Below are 14,431 nucleotides of genomic sequence, written 5' to 3'. Positions count from 1 at the left end.
CTGGCGGCATGGCGATCCCTTGTCCTTCCGGTGGCCCGGCAGGCTTCGGGGCAGAGCCATAGCGCGCTGGACTTTATTTGTATAGTTAAATATACAAATACGCAGGTTGTAGCGAGGGAAGTGCGGTTGTGCCGGGGAGCGAAAATAATATGGATGCCTTCGATCACGTCTCGATGACGGACATGGACGAGGCGGATGTCACCCGCGGCAGCGGCGTCGCCTTGTGGAAGCAGATCGCCGGGCGGTTGGAATGGCAGATCGGCAGCGGCCTCTATCAGCCGGGCTCGCGGCTTCCCGTGGAGGCGGACCTCTCGGCGAAGTTCGGGGTGAACCGCCACACGGTGCGGCGCGCTCTGGCGGTGCTGGCCGAGAAGGGCCTGATAGAGGCGACGGCGGGGCGCGGCACGTTCGTGAAGGAGGCGCCGCTGCGCTATCCCATCGGCGCGCGCACCCGCTTCAGCGAGATCGTCTCCGCGGGAGGACGCGAGCCGTCCGGCCGCTGCCTCGGCTCCCAGGTGGAAGAAGCGCAGGGCGAGGTGGCCCGCGAGCTGATGGTGGCGGACGGCACGCCGGTGCTGCGCATCGACACCATCCATGAGGCCGACGGCGTGCCCATCTCCTTCGGCCGCTCCTATTTTCCCGAGGCCCGGTGCCGCGACCTCGACCTCGTCTATTCCGCCACCGGCTCGCTGACGCGGGCTCTGGCGACCCTCGGCATCCAGGATTTCCGCCGACGGGAAACCCGGGTCACTGGCCGCGTCGCCAATGAACGGGAGCAGGAAATGCTCTCGCTTGCCCCCGGCCGGTCCGTGCTGGTGGTGGAGCGGGTGGATGTGGAGGTGAACGGCACGCCGCTCCAATGGGGCCGCTCCAGCTTCGCGGCGGACCGGGTGCAATTGGTGATCAGGCCATGAGCCGGGTTCAGACGCTGGAAGAGTTGCGGACGCTCTACGCCGAGCCGAAGGGCCGTTCGGTCGATAAGGTACTGCATCTATTCGAGCGCCACTGCCGGCATTTCATTTCGCTGAGCCCCTTCGCGCTCCTTGCGACGTCCAGCGCGGACGGCGCCATGGACGTCTCGCCGCGCGGCGATCATCCGGGCTTCGTCAGCGTGGAGGATGACCGGACGCTCCTGCTGCCGGACCGTCCCGGCAACAATCGGCTGGACAGCCTTGAGAACATCCTCGCCAATCCCGGCGTCGGCCTTCTCTTCCTCATCCCTGGCGTGGACGAGACACTGCGGGTCAACGGCACCGCCGAGATCCATGCCGATGCGGACCTGCTGGCGCGCTTTGCCATCGGCGGGAAGAAGCCGGCGACCGTGCTGCGCATCACCCTGACCGAAGCCTATCTCCATTGCGCCAAGGCGCTCATGCGCTCGCGCCTGTGGGACCCCGAGGCGCGCATCGAGCGCACCGCGCTGCCCTCCATGGGCGAGATGCTGAAGGACCAGATCTGGGGCCTCGGAGAGGTGGAGAGCCAGGAAGAGATGGTGCGGCGCTATCGCGAGCTGCTGTACTGAGGGGGCGACGCCCGACGCCGGAACACCCGTCATCCCCGGACTTGATCCGGGGATTCACGGCTCTCCTTAGTCTGATGCCAGCGGAGCCCCGTGGATGGCCGGATCAAGTCCAGCCATGACGAATGGGGCAAGGCAACTTCAGGAACCCTCAGAACGTCACGTCGCGCCGGCCGATGATGGCGAAGCGCAGGCGGGAGGAGATGAAGTCGATCACCGCCACCATGATCAGCATCATCAGGATGAGGAAGCTGACCTTCTGCCATTCCAGCACGCGGATCTGCTCGGCAAGGTGAAGGCCGAGCCCGCCGGCGCCGACAATGCCGACAATGGTGGATTGCCGGGAATTGCTCTCGAAATAATAGAGCACCTGGCTGGCCAGCACGGGGAGCACCTGGGGCAGCATGCCGAAGCGCACCGCGTCCGGCTTGGAGCCGCCCGTGGAGACGATGCCTTCCACCGGTTTGCGGTCGGAGGCCTCCACCGCCTCGGAGAACAGCTTGCCCAACTCACCGATGGATGAGGTGGCGATGGCGAGGATGCCGGCGAACGGGCCGAGGCCAACCACCGTCACGTAGATCAGCGCCCAGATGAGCTTATCGACGCCGCGCAGCACGTCCAGCACCCGGCGGATGCCGAGATGGAAGACCGGGTTGGCGATCACGTTCTTGGCCGCGAGGAAGCCGAAGGGCAGGGCCAGCACGGCGCCCGCCAGGGTGCCCAGGAAGGCGATGGCAAGCGTCTCGCCCAGCGCGTCCATATAGAGGTGAAGCTGCGTGCCGGGATTGGGCGGCAGCATGAGCGTGACGAAATAGAACAGCTGGCCGATGCCGGTGCCGAGGCGGCTCACCGAGAAGCCGAGGTGCCAGAGCGAATAGACCGCAAGGAGCGCGAGCCCGACCAGGAGGGCGATGGTCGCGATGCTGCGGCCATGCACATTGGTGGCGAGCTGGGGGTGCAGCGCCATGAGGCGTGCGCGGTCCTCGGGGGAAGGGGAGATGCGGGCCCGGCTCATCGGCCTTGCTCCATGCCGATCAGCGAATGGCGGATGCGCTCTGTCACCAGGTCAATGATCATGACGGTGGCGATGATGAGGAGGAGGATGGCGGAAACGTCAGAATAATAGAATTTGCGGATCGCCTCCACGAGGTCCTGGCCGATGCCGCCGGCGCCCACGAAGCCCATGATGGCCGCTTCGCGCACGTTCACCTCGAAGCGCAGCAGGCCGTAGGAGGTGAAGTTGGAGAGCACCTGCGGCACCACGGCGAGGCGCACGGTCTGCGTCCAGCTCGCGCCGGCGGCGGTGGCGCCATCCACCGGCTTCATGTCGATATTCTCCACCACCTCGGCGAACAGCTTGCCGAGCGCGCCCATGGTGTGGATGGCGAGCGCCATCACGCCGGGCATGGCGCCGAGGCCGAAGGCCACCACGAACAGGAGCGCGAACACGATCTCCGGCACCGTGCGGCAGAATTCCAGGACGCGGCGGGCCGTGAAGCGGATCCACGGCGAGCGCACGAGGTTGGCGCTGGCGAGGAAACACAGGCAGAAGGCGCCGATGCCGCCGAACAGGGTGCCGAGATAGGCGATGAGGATGGTGTCGAGCAGCAGCTTCAGCCAGCCGTCGAGGTTCCAGTACCATTCGGCGAGGTCGGCGCCGAGGCTGTCCCAGCGCAGGGTCGGCAGGATGTTCCAGAAATACTCGCCGAGCCTGTTGGCATTGGCCATGAAGACGCCCGGCCGCACCTCGCCCGCCCAGCAGGACAAGGCGATGCAGACCAGGATCACGCCGCCCGCGATAAACGTATGCCGCCGGCGCGCCGCCACCGCCTCGTCATAGAGACGGGCGAGGGGCGCGATCTGCTCGGGCGGGAGCTGGACGACGGCGTGGGGCAAAGTTGGTTCCTAAGCTTCCTTCATTCGTCATCCCCGGGCCTGACCCGGGGATCCCCTCGGCCTCCGAGAGATGCCCAGGTCAAGCCCGGGCATGACGTCTCTTGAAAAAATGAGATGGCCGGGCTCAGCCCGGCCATATGATCCCGGAAAGGCTCAGGAGCCCTTCTTCTTGCGCAGCTCGTCCACGAACTTGTTGAGTTCGATGATGGTCTCGTAGGAGGCGTTGGTCACCGGCTGCCACACGAGCTGCTTGCCTTCATAGATCTTATCGAAGGCGGCCTTGTCGTTCTTCTCGACGTTGAAGAAGGCGTCGCGGATCTTCGCCTTCAGGTCGGCCGGCAGGCTGTCCAGATAGGCCAGCGGCGAGTTCACGATCTGGTCGGACTTGAAGATGATGCGGTAGTCCGAGTACTTCGCCATCCCCTTGCGGTCCATGCGCATGAGGTTGGATTCCTGCTCGTCGTTCCACCAGTTGAAGGCGGCATCGCAGGTGCCCTGCTGCACGCCGATCACCGCATTTTCATGCGAGCCGGCATAGACCACCTTGCCGAAGAACTGGTCGGGCGTGATGCCCATCTTGTTGAGGGCGAAGCGCGGCACGTTGTTGCCGGAGGTGGAGTTGGGGTCCACCAGGCAGAGGTTCTTGCCCTTCAGGTCGTTGATGGTCTTGTAGGGGCTGTCGGCCTTCACGTAGAGCACCGAATAATAGCCCTTGGTGCCGTCCGCGTTCACCTCGATGGCGAAGGCCTCGATCTTCGCGCCGGTCATGAGCGCGCGGGCGAAGGAGGAGGGGCCGTAGGAGGCGATCTGGATGTTGCCGGCGCGCTGGCCCTCGATCACCGCCGCATAGTCGTTGGCGATGCGGAGCGTCACCTTGGTGCCCAGCTCCTTGGTGAGGTAGTTCATGAGGGGGGTGTAGCGCTCGGTGACGCCGGAGGCGTTTTCCGCCGGGATGATGGCGAAGACCAGCTCGGGATACTGCGCTTTCCAGTCCTGCGCGCCGGCGGCGCCGGCGGAGAAGGTGAGCGCCGCGGCGGCGGCGATCAGGGTACGACGGGTCAGCATGTCTCGCTCCTTGAGGATGCGGGGATAAGGAAACGCGCGAAGAACTCGGGAACCGACGCTCACATTGCAATGGCGGCCCCGGCCGCCATCGCGTCCACGCCCCGGCTGGGGGCGCTCTGCTCCACCTCCATCACCTCGCCGGCCTCCAGGCCGTAGAGGTCGCGGGCGACCGCGTCGGTGAGCATGTCGGGGGCTCCGTCGAACACCACGCGGCCTGCGGCCATGCCGACCAGCCGGTCGCAATAGGTGCGGGCGATGTCGAGGGAGTGCAGGTTGCACAGCACGGTGATGCCGAAATGCTTGTTGATGCGCAGCAGCGCATCCATCACCACCTTGGTGTTGCGCGGGTCGAGCGAGGCGATGGGCTCGTCGGCAAGGATCAGGCCCGGCTCCTGCACCAGCGCACGGGCGATGGCGACGCGCTGCTGCTGGCCGCCGGAAAGGCTATCGGCGCGCTGCGAGGCGAGCTGGGCGATGTCGAACTGGTCGAGGGCGGACAAAGCGAGCGCCTTGTCCTCCATGCTCCAGGCCTTGGTGAAGGCGCGCCAGGACGGCATGGTGGAAAGCCGCCCCATGAGCACGTTGGTGAGCACGTCGAGCCGGCCCACCAGGTTGAACTGCTGGAAGATCATGGCGGCCTGGGCGCGCCACAGGCGCAGCTGCCGGCCCTTGAGGGCGGTGACGTCCTGGCCCTCGAATCGGATCTGGCCGCCGGTCGGCTCCTGTAGCCGGTTCACCATGCGAAGGAGCGTGGACTTGCCGGCGCCGGAACGGCCGATGACGCCGACGAAGGCACCTCCCCCGACTTCAAGATTGACGTCGGACACGGCGAGCTTGTCGCCGAACCGGCAGGTCAGTCCTTCGATCACCAGCATGAGGTCGCTCCGCTGCGCTCGTGAACCCAATAGGTGCGGCGGACTACAGGCGTGTGACGACTGGGTGAAGGTGCTGCCGACTTTGGAGGCAGGCCTCATGAAAGTGTCATAAACGGCGAAAAGCTTGGCGGTATCAATATCCGCGCGGCTTTTCGGTCGGCGCAAAGTGTAAGTAGAATCAATGCTGCTTTGGCGAGTGTCGGCTAGGTACCGGGCGGCGACAAGCGGGGCGCGACGAGACTAAAGATTGACACCCCATTCTCCACTTTTCTGGGGAAGACGGCGCGTCAGACATGATAAGTCGGTGACGCTCAGCCACCTCTCCCTGTCCGCTCCCCGGCGGGGAGCTGAGTTGCATGTGTCAGCCGTGAAATAAGAGCGGCGCCGGAGAGATGTCTCTCCGGCGCCGTCCGATCGGCCTATCCTTCTTCTTCTTATGGTTGTGCGAAGGTCGCCTGGGTGTGTGCGTCCGCGCTTAGATCATGCCCATGACCACCGCGCCGATCACGGCTAAGGCGGCACAGAGCTTCATCAGATCCAGCGTCGAGCCGAGGTTCACGTCCCAAGTCCTCTCCTTGGCCGATCTTCCACCTAAGCTTAACAAAGACTTCATTCTAGAAAAGCAAATAAATGTACTGCATTGCATGAAATGATCATGCAGTGCAGCACGCTCCACTCGCATCTTCTTTATAATCAGAGGCTAAGCGATACCGCGCCGCAGGAAGCCTTCCAAAAAATATACGATCTCAGGCGGTAAGCGCGCGCTCCACGAAGGCGGCGGCGAGCAAAGCGGCGCGGTCGCGCCCGAACCGGCCTACAACCTGGACGCCCACCGGCAGGCCGGAGGCATCTGTGAGGCCGGGCACGTTCACGCAGGGCGAGCCCATCAGGGTCCAGAGGCGGTTGAAGGCCGGCGAGCCTGTGGAGGCAAAGCCCTCCGGCGCCGCGCCCGGCGCCGAGAAGGTGAGCAGCACGTCATGGTCCGCAAACAGGTCACCAAGGCACTGGCGCGCCCGCTTGGCGGAGCGCCGGGCCATGTCATAGACGTCGGTGGTGATGGCGGACGCAGCTTCGAGATGGGCGACGAGCCCCGGGGAAAGCTTGTCACGGCCCCGGTCGTAATCGTCGGCGAGCGTGATCCAGGCCTCGAAGTCCTGGATCACGGGGTGGATCGCGTCCGCCGCCTCCACCTCCTCCGGCAGGTCGATCTCCCGCACATGCGCCCCGGCCCGCTCTGCGGCTCTTACCGCAGCATCGAGCGCCGCATGAGCGTGGGCGTCGGCGAGGGCGGCGCGGGCGGTGCGCACCACGGCTATGCGCGGTGCATCGGCCACGCTGTCGGCGATATCCAGGTTTCGGCCCGTCAGCGCGGCGACGGCGAAGGCCACATCCCGCACCCGCGCACCGAACAGGCCCATGGTGTCGAGGTGCCAGGAGAAGGTCTTCATGCCCACCGTGGGCAAGGTGCGGAACGTGGGCTTGTAGCCGGCGACGCCGCAGAAGGCGGCGGGGCGGATTACGGAGCCGCCGGTCTGGGTGCCGATGGCCAGCGGCAGCATGCCCGCCGCCACCGCCGCCGCCGAGCCGGAGGAGGAGCCGCCCGGCGAGTGGGTGAGGCGGCGGGGATTGCGCGTCTTGCCGGGGTGCATGTGCGCCAGCTCGGTGGTCACGGTCTTGCCCAGGACGATGCCGCCCGCCCGCTTCACCTGCCGCACCACGGGCGCATCCGCCGCCGGCCGGTGGCCTGCATAGAGCGCCGAGCCGTATTCGGAGGGAAAGTCGCGGGTGTCGATGATGTCCTTCACGCCCACCGGCAGGCCGGCGAGCGGGCGCGCGCCGCGGCCGGGCTCGCCTGCTTCCGCACGGGCGGCTTCGAGGTCCAGCGCCACGAAGGCGCGCACGTCGTTCTCCTGCGCAGCGATGGCCTCGGCGCAGCGCTCCACCAGTTCGGCGGGAGAGAGGCGTCCGGTATGGATGTCGAAGGCGAGGTCGCGGGCAAGCAACATGTGGGGGATCTTGCGGCTGGAACGACAGGGAAGATGGGCTTGGCATGGCGCCTGCCGGGGCGCAAGGGCAGGGCGCAACGACACGGGGGCTGCACAGATCATCGCAATTGCTGGAGCCGATCAGCAGAATCCATTTGTCGGCAGGGGATTTGCGCGATAGCTGCCCTCGACGCCTCATCAAACCCGGCTTCCCGGCAATGAACATCCTCTCCATCCAGTCCCACGTCGCCTACGGGCATGTGGGGAACTCCTCCGCCGTGTTCCCGCTCCAGCGCCTCGGCGTGGAGGTGTGGCCGATCCATACGGTGCAGTTCTCCAACCACACCGGATACGGCGCGTGGCGGGGCCAGGTGTTCGAGGCCGGCGTCATCGGCGATCTCATCGAGGGCATCGCCGAACGCGGCCGGCTCGGCGCCTGCGACGGCGTGCTCTCGGGCTATATGGGCTCGGCGGATATCGGCGCGGCCATCCTTGATGCTGTGGCGCGGGTGCGGGCGGCCAACCCGAACGCAAACTATTGCTGCGACCCGGTGATCGGCGATGTGGGGCGCGGCATCTTCGTGCGGCCGGGAATCCCAGAATTCATGCGGGACGCGGCGGTGCCGGCGGCCGACATCATCACGCCCAACCGGTTCGAGCTGGAACTGCTCTCGGGCATGACCGTCGCGACGCGGGAGGATGCGGCGGCGGCCTGCGATGCGCTCCATGCGCGGGGGCCGAAGGTAATCCTGGTCACCTCGCTGCACACGTCCGACACCCCGTCCGACGCCATCGACCTCTTCGCCTCGGGTCCCGACGGCCGGTTCCTGCTGCGCACGCCGCGGCTCGACGTGTCGCTGAACGGGGCAGGGGACGCCATCGCGGCGCTGTTCTTCGTCCATTACAAGCGCATGGGCACCACGGCAGGGGCGCTCGGGGCCGCGGGCTCCTCCATCTTCGGGCTGCTGAAGCGCACCCACGAGGCCCATTCGCGCGAATTGTTGTTGGTGGAGGCCCAGGAGGAGTTCGTTCGGCCATCCAATGTCTTCACGCCGCAGGCCATTTGAGGCCAAACTGTGACATTCCGCGCCTGAGCCTTGGGGGCAAGGCGGTCTAAACTGGCTCTAGGGAACCCGGATCACGCCATGCCGCGCCGTTACGTGACGCTCGATGTCTTCACCTCACGTCCGTTCGGCGGCAACCCGCTGGCGGTGGTCCTCGATGCGGCGGGCCTCGACGATGCGGCCATGCAGCAGATCACCCGTGAGTTCAACGTCTCCGAGACGGTATTCGTGTTGCCGCCGAAGGACCCGGCCCACCGGGCGCGCATCCGCATCTTCACCACCGCCCACGAAATGCCCTTCGCCGGCCACCCCACGGTGGGCGTCGCGGTGCTGCTGGCGCTGGAGGACAAGCTTTCCAAGGGTTCGTTCCTGCTGGAGGAACAGATCGGCGTCGTGAAGTGCGAGGTCTCCACCGAGGGGGCGGGCTCGCGCAAGGGCGCGGCCACCTTCATCGTGCCCCGCAAGGCGGAGCTGGAGGAGGCGGAGATTTCACGCCGGGACTGCGCGGACGCGCTGAACCTCGCCGTCTCCGATATCGGCTTTGACGCGCATCGCCCGCTGGTTGCCTCCGCCGGCGTGCCGTTCCTGTTCGTGCCCATGGCGGACCTCACCGCGCTGGCCCGCGCCCGGCCGGACGAGGCCGCCTTCATCCGCAGCCTCGGCTCCTACGGTGAGGCACTCTTTCTCTATACGCCTGACGAGGAGGGCGATGCTGACTACCGCGCCCGCATGTTCTCGCCCGGCCTCGGGACCGAGGAGGACCCCGCCACGGGCGCCGCCGCTGCCGCTTTCCCGGCGGTGCTCATGGATGCCGAGGCGCGCGTGGATGGCCATCATAAGGTGCGCATCGACCAGGGTTTCGAAATGGGCCGGCCGAGCCGCATCAATCTCGGCTTCCAGGTCGCCAGTGGTCGCGCCAGCGCGGCCACCATCGGCGGCAGCGCTGTGGTGGTGGCCGAAGGGCTCCTGCATTTGTGAACCATAAGGGCCCCGAACTTTCTTCTGTGTCCCCCCTTGGCGAGCGGAAGCGCTGGCTTATCTCTACCGCATCGCACCATCTCCATTCGGCGGTTCCCGCCCGAAAGGCCTGTCCATGACTGAAGCGACGCCTTCGCTGTTCGACAGCTACACCCTCGGCAAAATCACCCTTTCCAACCGCGTCGTCATGGCGCCGCTGACCCGCAACCGCGCGGGCGCGGGCTTCGTGCCCGGCGATCTTGCGGTGGAATACTATGCCCAGCGTGCCAGCGCGGGCCTCATCATCACCGAGGCGACGCAGATCTCGCAGCAAGGCCAGGGCTATCAGGACACGCCCGGCATCTATTCGGAGGCGCAGGTCGCCGGCTGGAAGAAGATCACCGAAGCCGTCCATGCCAAGGGCGGGCGCATCGTGGCCCAGCTCTGGCACGTGGGCCGCGTCTCCCATACCTCGCTCCAGCCGAACGGCGGCGCCCCGGTGGCGCCTTCCGCCATCACCGCCAAGACCAAGACCTTCGTGAACAACAGCTTTGCCGAGACCTCCGCGCCGCGCGCGCTGGAGCTGTCGGAAATCCCCGGCCTCATCGAGGATTATCGCCGCGCCGCCGCCAATGCCATCAAGGCGGGCTTCGACGGCGTCGAGATCCACGGCGCCAACGGCTACCTCATCGACCAGTTCCTGCGCGACGGTGCCAACAAGCGCACCGACGCCTATGGCGGCTCGATTGAAAACCGCGCCCGCCTCCTCATCGAAGTGATGGCGGCGGTGATTGCCGAGATCGGCGCGGCACGCACGGGCCTGCGGCTCTCGCCGGTAACGCCCGCCAACGACCTGTCCGACAGCAACCCCCAGGTGCTGTTCAACCATGTGGTGGACGAGCTCGAAAAGCTGCACCCGGTCTATATCCATGTGGTCGAGGGCGCGACCGGCGGGCCGCGCGATGTCGCCCCGGACTTCTCCTTCGAGGAGCTGCATCGGCGCTATTCCGGTACCTGGATCGTGAATAACGGCTACGACCTCGACCTCGCGCAGACGGTGATCGCCGCCGGCAAGGCCGATCTCATCGCCTTCGGAAAGCCGTTCATCTCGAACCCCGACCTCGTGGAGCGCTTCAAGCGCGCCGCGCCGCTCAACGAGCTGGACCGCGACACGCTCTATGGCGGCGGCGCCAAGGGCTATATCGATTACCCGGCCCTGGAGCCGGTTGGTTGAGCCGAGCGCCGGCACGCATCTTTCCGGTTTCCCGCCTCGACCTCAGGGTCGGGGCGGGGGGCTGGCATGAGGCCGAGGCGCATCGCGCGGAGATCGACGCGCATTTCCAGGGGCTTCAGGCGAAGAACCCGCATTTGTGGAACGGGCGCATCATCCTGTTGCGCGACCATGTTCTGGAGGACGGCGTCCTCAGCGGCACTTGCTTCGAGACGGATTTCGCCGCCTTCAACTGGTGGCGTGCGCGGGGCATCAATGATCTCGGCGCCCTGAACATCTTCGCCCCCGCAGCTCTTGAAGGCTCGGACGGCGCCTTCGTCATGGGCGAGATGGGCGACCACACGGCGAGCGCAGGCGCCATTTATTTTCCCGGCGGCACCCCCGCCCCCCAGGACGTGAAGCATGGCGTTCTCGACCTTCGCGGCTCCGCGCTTCGGGAGATGGAGGAGGAGACCGGCCTTTCGCTCCAAGACGTGCGGGAGGAAGGCGGCTGGGATCTGGCGTGGGACGGGATCTATTTCGGCCTCATGCGGCGTTTGATCTTCAACGAGACGGGCGCCGCGCTTGCCGCACGCATTTGCGATTTTCTTGCAGCCGAGAAGAAGCCGGAGCTGAAGGCTGTCCGGGTGATCGCCTCGGAGGCGGACCTTGTGCCCGCCGTTGCGCCTTACGCCGCCGACTATGCCCGCTGGCGCTGGAGCTTGGCCTAACTCCCGCAGCGGTTGGAGAACAAGGTGTAGCGCCGCCCGTTGCTGGCGGACTGCTGCTTCGCCATCCAGCCCGTGCGGCCGTTATACTGGACGCGGCACCAGTCGGTGTCGCCATATCGGCCGCAGCTGTCTGCCCGCACGCAGCTATTGACCGGAATCTGCCCGACAATCCCGCTCGAGAAGCTCGGCTCCTGCCGGACATTGTTGGTCCCCAGCACGCGGATGATCGCGGTGGCATTGGCCAGCAGAACGGGGGCGTCGAGGTCGTTGGACGGCGCGCATTTGGTGCCGTTCCAGCCGTAATAGACGCGGCAGCCGGAGCCCCCGCTTGAACCGAAGCCCGGCGGGGTAATGCTCATGTTGAATCCTGGAGGCGTGATGCCGAGGCCGCCGGCAGAGCCGCCCGAGCGGGTCATGCGCACGCTGGAGCCGTCCGACGTGCCGCCGCTCAGCCCGCCCCGGTTCGGGCCGACGCTTGCCAGAATCTGGCCGTTGCCGTCCATGAGCACGATGTTGTAGCCGGCGATATTCCACCGGCTCAGCGACATCAGGCTGCCGCCGCACCCCTGGGAGGAGGCGCCATAGCCGCCGAAAATGGTCGTGTTGGCGGTGAGCCGGATCGTGCAGCCCCCATGCCCGCCATTGGTGCTGGTGCTGTAGGTGCCGGCGAAGCGCATGGCATCCGGGGATTGGGCGGCAGCGGGGAAGACGAGGAGGACAAATGCACTAGCAAGGAAAAAGCGCGACAGCGGCATGGGATGAACTCGGCTGGCTAAGAAGCGGCGGCACCTTAGCAGCGCGGGCCGCGCACGAAAATCACGCCGGGCGGCAGGCTCACGGATAGCCGTAGCGTGCCCGCACCGAAGCGAGCGCGGAGCGCGCCTGGGCATCGCGTCCCGCCTGGCACTCGGCGCGGGCCGGGGCGAGATCCTTGTTGATCCGGGCATAGACCGAGGCATTGACGTTGCCGGTGGAGTTGTCGGCGTCCACCACCTTCTGGAAATTCGCGAGCGCGGCCGCGCAGCCGCTGGCACCCCCGGTCGCATCCGCCACGCCGAGGCCGGGCGGCGGTGGCACGGCGGTGTTCGGGGCGGGCGTCTGCGCCGTGGTACAGGCGGCGAGAATGAGCAAGAGGGGAGCGGCGAGGAGAAAGCGCATGGGGGGCGACTCCGAGGCGGGGGGCAAGCCTGCCGCCAAGCTGGCCTTGCTGCAAGAGGGCTTGCGCCTTGTGCCCACGCGCTAATTCGGTTATCAGCCGTAGTCGAGAGCTTAATGTGAGAGCGAGCCTGAAGCCCGTGTCGTCCCGTTCGACGATCAGCGCCGGTACCGCCCCCCGCACCCACTGGGTGACGGGAAACGCTCTTATTCTGCGCGCGCTCCTTCTTCTTAGCCGCCCCTGAGGGCCGGCCGGGCGCTTGCGCCTGGGCACTCAGGGGATGCCGCTAAGAGACACCTGAAAGCGCATTCCGGCCTGTCCCAAAAGAGCGCGACGGCCGAGACCCCAGAAGGACGCAAGACATGAGTTCGCAGCAGCCGGCCCCCTCCGAGAGCCCCGCCCCGGTATCCGAGAAGGACCGCGTCGTCATCTTCGACACCACCTTGCGCGACGGCGAACAGTGCCCCGGCGCCTCCATGACCTTCGAGGAAAAGCTCGAAGTGGCGGAATTGCTGGACACCATGGGCGTGGACATAATCGAGGCCGGATTCCCCATCGCCTCGGTGGGCGATTTCGAATCCGTTGCCGAGATCGCGCGGCGCACCAAGCGCGCGGTGGTCGCGGGCCTCGCCCGCGCCGTTCCTATCGATATCGCCCGCGCCGGCGAAGCGGTGCGCCATGCGCGGCGCGGCCGCATCCACACCTTCGTCTCCACCTCGCCGATCCATCTGGAACACCAGATGCGCAAGTCGCAGGAAGAGGTGCTGGAGATCATCACCGCCACGGTCACCCAGGCGCGCAATCTGGTGGAGGACGTGGAATGGTCCGCCATGGATGCGACCCGCACCCCGCTGGACTATCTCGCCCGCTGCGTCGAGGCGGCCATCAAGGCCGGCGCCACCACCATCAACCTGCCCGACACGGTGGGCTACGCGACGCCGGACGAATATCGCACCATGTTCCGCACCATGCGGGAAAAGGTGCCGAACGCGGACAAGGCGGTGTTTTCCGTCCATTGCCACAATGACCTGGGCCTCGCGGTGGCGAACTCGCTCGCGGGCCTGGAAGGCGGTGCGCGGCAGATCGAATGCACCGTGAACGGCATCGGCGAGCGGGCCGGCAATGCGGCGTTGGAAGAGGTCGTGATGGCGCTCTCCGTGCGCCGCGACGTGCTGCCCTACACGACAGGCATCGACGCCTCCATGCTCACCCGCGCCTCCCGGCTGGTGTCGGCGGTGACGTCCTTCCCGGTGCAGTACAACAAGGCCATCGTGGGCCGGAACGCCTTCGCCCATGAGAGCGGCATCCACCAGGACGGCATGCTGAAGCACAACCAGACCTACGAGATCATGACCCCCGAGAGCGTGGGCGTCTCCAAGACCTCGCTGGTCATGGGCAAGCATTCCGGCCGCGCCGCCTTCCGGGACAAGCTGAAGGCGCTGGGCTACGAGCTGGGCGAGAACGCGCTCAACGACGCCTTCACCCGCTTCAAGGACCTCGCCGACCGCAAGAAGGTGATCTACGACGAGGATATCGAGGCCCTGGTGGACCAGGAGATCGCTGCCGCGCACGACCGCATCAAGCTGGTCTCGCTCTCGGTGATCGCCGGCACCCGCGGCCCCCAGCGTGCCACCATGCGCCTGGAGGTGGACGGCCGCACCTTGACCGAGGAGGCGGAGGGCAACGGCCCGGTGGACGCCACCTTCAATTGCATCAAGGCGCTGGTGGCGCACACGGCGAAGCTGGACCTCTATCAGGTCCACGCCGTGACCGAGGGCACGGACGCGCAGGCCGAAGTGTCTGTGCGGCTGGAGGAGGACGGCAAGGCCGTGACCGCCAAGGCGGCCGACCCCGACACGCTGGTCGCCTCGGCGCAGGCCTATATCACCGCGCTCAACAAGCTCATGCGCAAGCGCCAGAGCCTCAACGCGCAGGCCGCTGCCGGCTGATTCCCGGCTGACGCGATCGATAAG

Annotated in this window: 15 protein-coding genes; 7 read left to right on the top strand and 8 right to left on the bottom strand. The window is 66.6% G+C overall.

Annotated elements, in window-relative coordinates:
• The first annotated feature begins 149 nt into the window (after window positions 1-149).
• Both phnF and ABLE91_RS15225 read left to right on the top strand, forming a co-directional pair.
• On the top strand, window positions 150-914 hold the full coding sequence (gene phnF / locus ABLE91_RS15230) for a phosphonate metabolism transcriptional regulator PhnF (RefSeq protein ID WP_348931923.1): 765 nt from the start codon (window positions 150-152) through the stop codon (window positions 912-914).
• Complete coding sequence (locus ABLE91_RS15225; RefSeq protein WP_348931921.1) at window positions 911-1,522, top strand: pyridoxamine 5'-phosphate oxidase family protein; 612 nt, start codon at window positions 911-913, stop codon at window positions 1,520-1,522. Before phnF ends, ABLE91_RS15225 begins: the two co-directional genes overlap by 4 nt.
• A gap of 148 nt (window positions 1,523-1,670) precedes the next feature.
• Here ABLE91_RS15225 and phnE (ABLE91_RS15220) read toward each other — a convergent pair whose 3' ends face one another.
• The 6 genes from phnE (ABLE91_RS15220) to ABLE91_RS15195 form a co-directional block, all read right to left on the bottom strand.
• Entirely contained in the window at window positions 1,671-2,534 is an 864-nt protein-coding gene (gene phnE / locus ABLE91_RS15220) for a phosphonate ABC transporter, permease protein PhnE (RefSeq protein WP_348931919.1), read from the bottom strand.
• A complete protein-coding gene (gene phnE, locus ABLE91_RS15215) occupies window positions 2,531-3,415 on the bottom strand; it encodes a phosphonate ABC transporter, permease protein PhnE (RefSeq protein WP_348931917.1) in 885 nt (294 codons plus the stop codon). Before phnE (ABLE91_RS15215) ends, phnE (ABLE91_RS15220) begins: the two co-directional genes overlap by 4 nt.
• Window positions 3,416-3,568: 153 nt before the next feature.
• Entirely contained in the window at window positions 3,569-4,480 is a 912-nt protein-coding gene (gene phnD / locus ABLE91_RS15210; RefSeq protein WP_348931915.1) for a phosphonate ABC transporter substrate-binding protein, read from the bottom strand.
• Between the two features lie 59 nt (window positions 4,481-4,539).
• A complete protein-coding gene (gene phnC / locus ABLE91_RS15205; protein WP_510181952.1) occupies window positions 4,540-5,355 on the bottom strand; it encodes a phosphonate ABC transporter ATP-binding protein in 816 nt (271 codons plus the stop codon).
• 475 nt (window positions 5,356-5,830) lie between these two features.
• On the bottom strand, window positions 5,831-5,968 hold the full coding sequence (locus ABLE91_RS15200) for a hypothetical protein (protein WP_348931914.1): 138 nt from the start codon (window positions 5,966-5,968) through the stop codon (window positions 5,831-5,833).
• A 133-nt stretch (window positions 5,969-6,101) separates the two neighbouring features.
• On the bottom strand, window positions 6,102-7,361 hold the full coding sequence (locus tag ABLE91_RS15195; RefSeq protein WP_348931913.1) for an amidase: 1,260 nt from the start codon (window positions 7,359-7,361) through the stop codon (window positions 6,102-6,104).
• 197 nt (window positions 7,362-7,558) lie between these two features.
• Here ABLE91_RS15195 and pdxY point away from each other — a divergent pair, with 197 nt between their 5' ends.
• The 4 genes from pdxY (at window position 7,559) to ABLE91_RS15175 (ending at window position 11,302) form a co-directional block, all read left to right on the top strand.
• A complete protein-coding gene (pdxY, locus tag ABLE91_RS15190; protein WP_348931912.1) occupies window positions 7,559-8,407 on the top strand; it encodes a pyridoxal kinase PdxY in 849 nt (282 codons plus the stop codon).
• 78 nt (window positions 8,408-8,485) lie between these two features.
• Window positions 8,486-9,382 carry a PhzF family protein gene (locus ABLE91_RS15185; protein ID WP_348931911.1) on the top strand — a complete coding sequence of 299 codons (897 nt, stop codon included), beginning with the start codon at window positions 8,486-8,488 and terminating at the stop codon, window positions 9,380-9,382.
• Window positions 9,383-9,497: 115 nt separating this feature from the next.
• Window positions 9,498-10,595 (top strand): alkene reductase, encoded by a 1,098-nt coding sequence (locus ABLE91_RS15180; protein WP_348931909.1) that lies wholly within the window; start codon window positions 9,498-9,500, stop codon window positions 10,593-10,595.
• Window positions 10,592-11,302, top strand: coding sequence for an NUDIX hydrolase (locus ABLE91_RS15175; protein WP_348931908.1), 711 nt, complete (start codon window positions 10,592-10,594; stop codon window positions 11,300-11,302). Before ABLE91_RS15180 ends, ABLE91_RS15175 begins: the two co-directional genes overlap by 4 nt.
• Here ABLE91_RS15175 and ABLE91_RS15170 read toward each other — a convergent pair.
• Both ABLE91_RS15170 and ABLE91_RS15165 read right to left on the bottom strand, forming a co-directional pair.
• The gene (locus ABLE91_RS15170; protein WP_348931906.1) at window positions 11,299-12,057 is read right to left on the bottom strand and encodes an SH3 domain-containing protein; all 759 of its coding nucleotides are present in this window, start codon (window positions 12,055-12,057) and stop codon (window positions 11,299-11,301) included. The genes ABLE91_RS15175 and ABLE91_RS15170 overlap by 4 nt on opposite strands.
• A gap of 79 nt (window positions 12,058-12,136) precedes the next feature.
• A complete protein-coding gene (locus ABLE91_RS15165) occupies window positions 12,137-12,460 on the bottom strand; it encodes a hypothetical protein (protein ID WP_348931904.1) in 324 nt (107 codons plus the stop codon).
• Window positions 12,461-12,820: 360 nt separating this feature from the next.
• On the opposite strand from ABLE91_RS15165, the gene ABLE91_RS15160 reads away from it, so the two are divergent.
• Window positions 12,821-14,407: a 2-isopropylmalate synthase gene (locus ABLE91_RS15160; protein ID WP_348931902.1), complete on the top strand. Its 1,587-nt coding sequence runs from the start codon at window positions 12,821-12,823 to the stop codon at window positions 14,405-14,407.
• Window positions 14,408-14,431 lie beyond the last annotated feature (24 nt).

It is taken from the genome of Aquabacter albus (assembly GCF_040049275.1).
Taxonomy (GTDB): domain Bacteria; phylum Pseudomonadota; class Alphaproteobacteria; order Rhizobiales; family Xanthobacteraceae; genus Aquabacter.
The sequence above is the reverse complement of the archived record's forward strand: the minus strand, read 5'-3'. Positions and strand labels throughout refer to the sequence as shown.

Bases quoted from the DNA above. Each gene is read 5' to 3' on its own strand.
- phnC (WP_510181952.1), bottom strand. From the start codon at position 5,355: ATGCTGGTGATCGAAGGACTGACCTGCCGGTTCGGCGACAAGCTCGCC.
- pdxY (WP_348931912.1), top strand. From the start codon at position 7,559: ATGAACATCCTCTCCATCCAGTCCCACGTCGCCTACGGGCATGTGGGG.
- ABLE91_RS15225 (WP_348931921.1), top strand. From the start codon at position 911: ATGAGCCGGGTTCAGACGCTGGAAGAGTTGCGGACGCTCTACGCCGAG.
- ABLE91_RS15185 (WP_348931911.1), top strand. From the start codon at position 8,486: ATGCCGCGCCGTTACGTGACGCTCGATGTCTTCACCTCACGTCCGTTC.
- phnD (WP_348931915.1), bottom strand. From the start codon at position 4,480: ATGCTGACCCGTCGTACCCTGATCGCCGCCGCCGCGGCGCTCACCTTC.
- ABLE91_RS15180 (WP_348931909.1), top strand. From the start codon at position 9,498: ATGACTGAAGCGACGCCTTCGCTGTTCGACAGCTACACCCTCGGCAAA.
- ABLE91_RS15165 (WP_348931904.1), bottom strand. From the start codon at position 12,460: ATGCGCTTTCTCCTCGCCGCTCCCCTCTTGCTCATTCTCGCCGCCTGT.
- ABLE91_RS15160 (WP_348931902.1), top strand. From the start codon at position 12,821: ATGAGTTCGCAGCAGCCGGCCCCCTCCGAGAGCCCCGCCCCGGTATCC.
- phnF (WP_348931923.1), top strand. From the start codon at position 150: ATGGATGCCTTCGATCACGTCTCGATGACGGACATGGACGAGGCGGAT.
- phnE (WP_348931919.1), bottom strand. From the start codon at position 2,534: ATGAGCCGGGCCCGCATCTCCCCTTCCCCCGAGGACCGCGCACGCCTC.
- ABLE91_RS15200 (WP_348931914.1), bottom strand. From the start codon at position 5,968: ATGAAGTCTTTGTTAAGCTTAGGTGGAAGATCGGCCAAGGAGAGGACT.
- ABLE91_RS15195 (WP_348931913.1), bottom strand. From the start codon at position 7,361: ATGTTGCTTGCCCGCGACCTCGCCTTCGACATCCATACCGGACGCCTC.
- ABLE91_RS15170 (WP_348931906.1), bottom strand. From the start codon at position 12,057: ATGCCGCTGTCGCGCTTTTTCCTTGCTAGTGCATTTGTCCTCCTCGTC.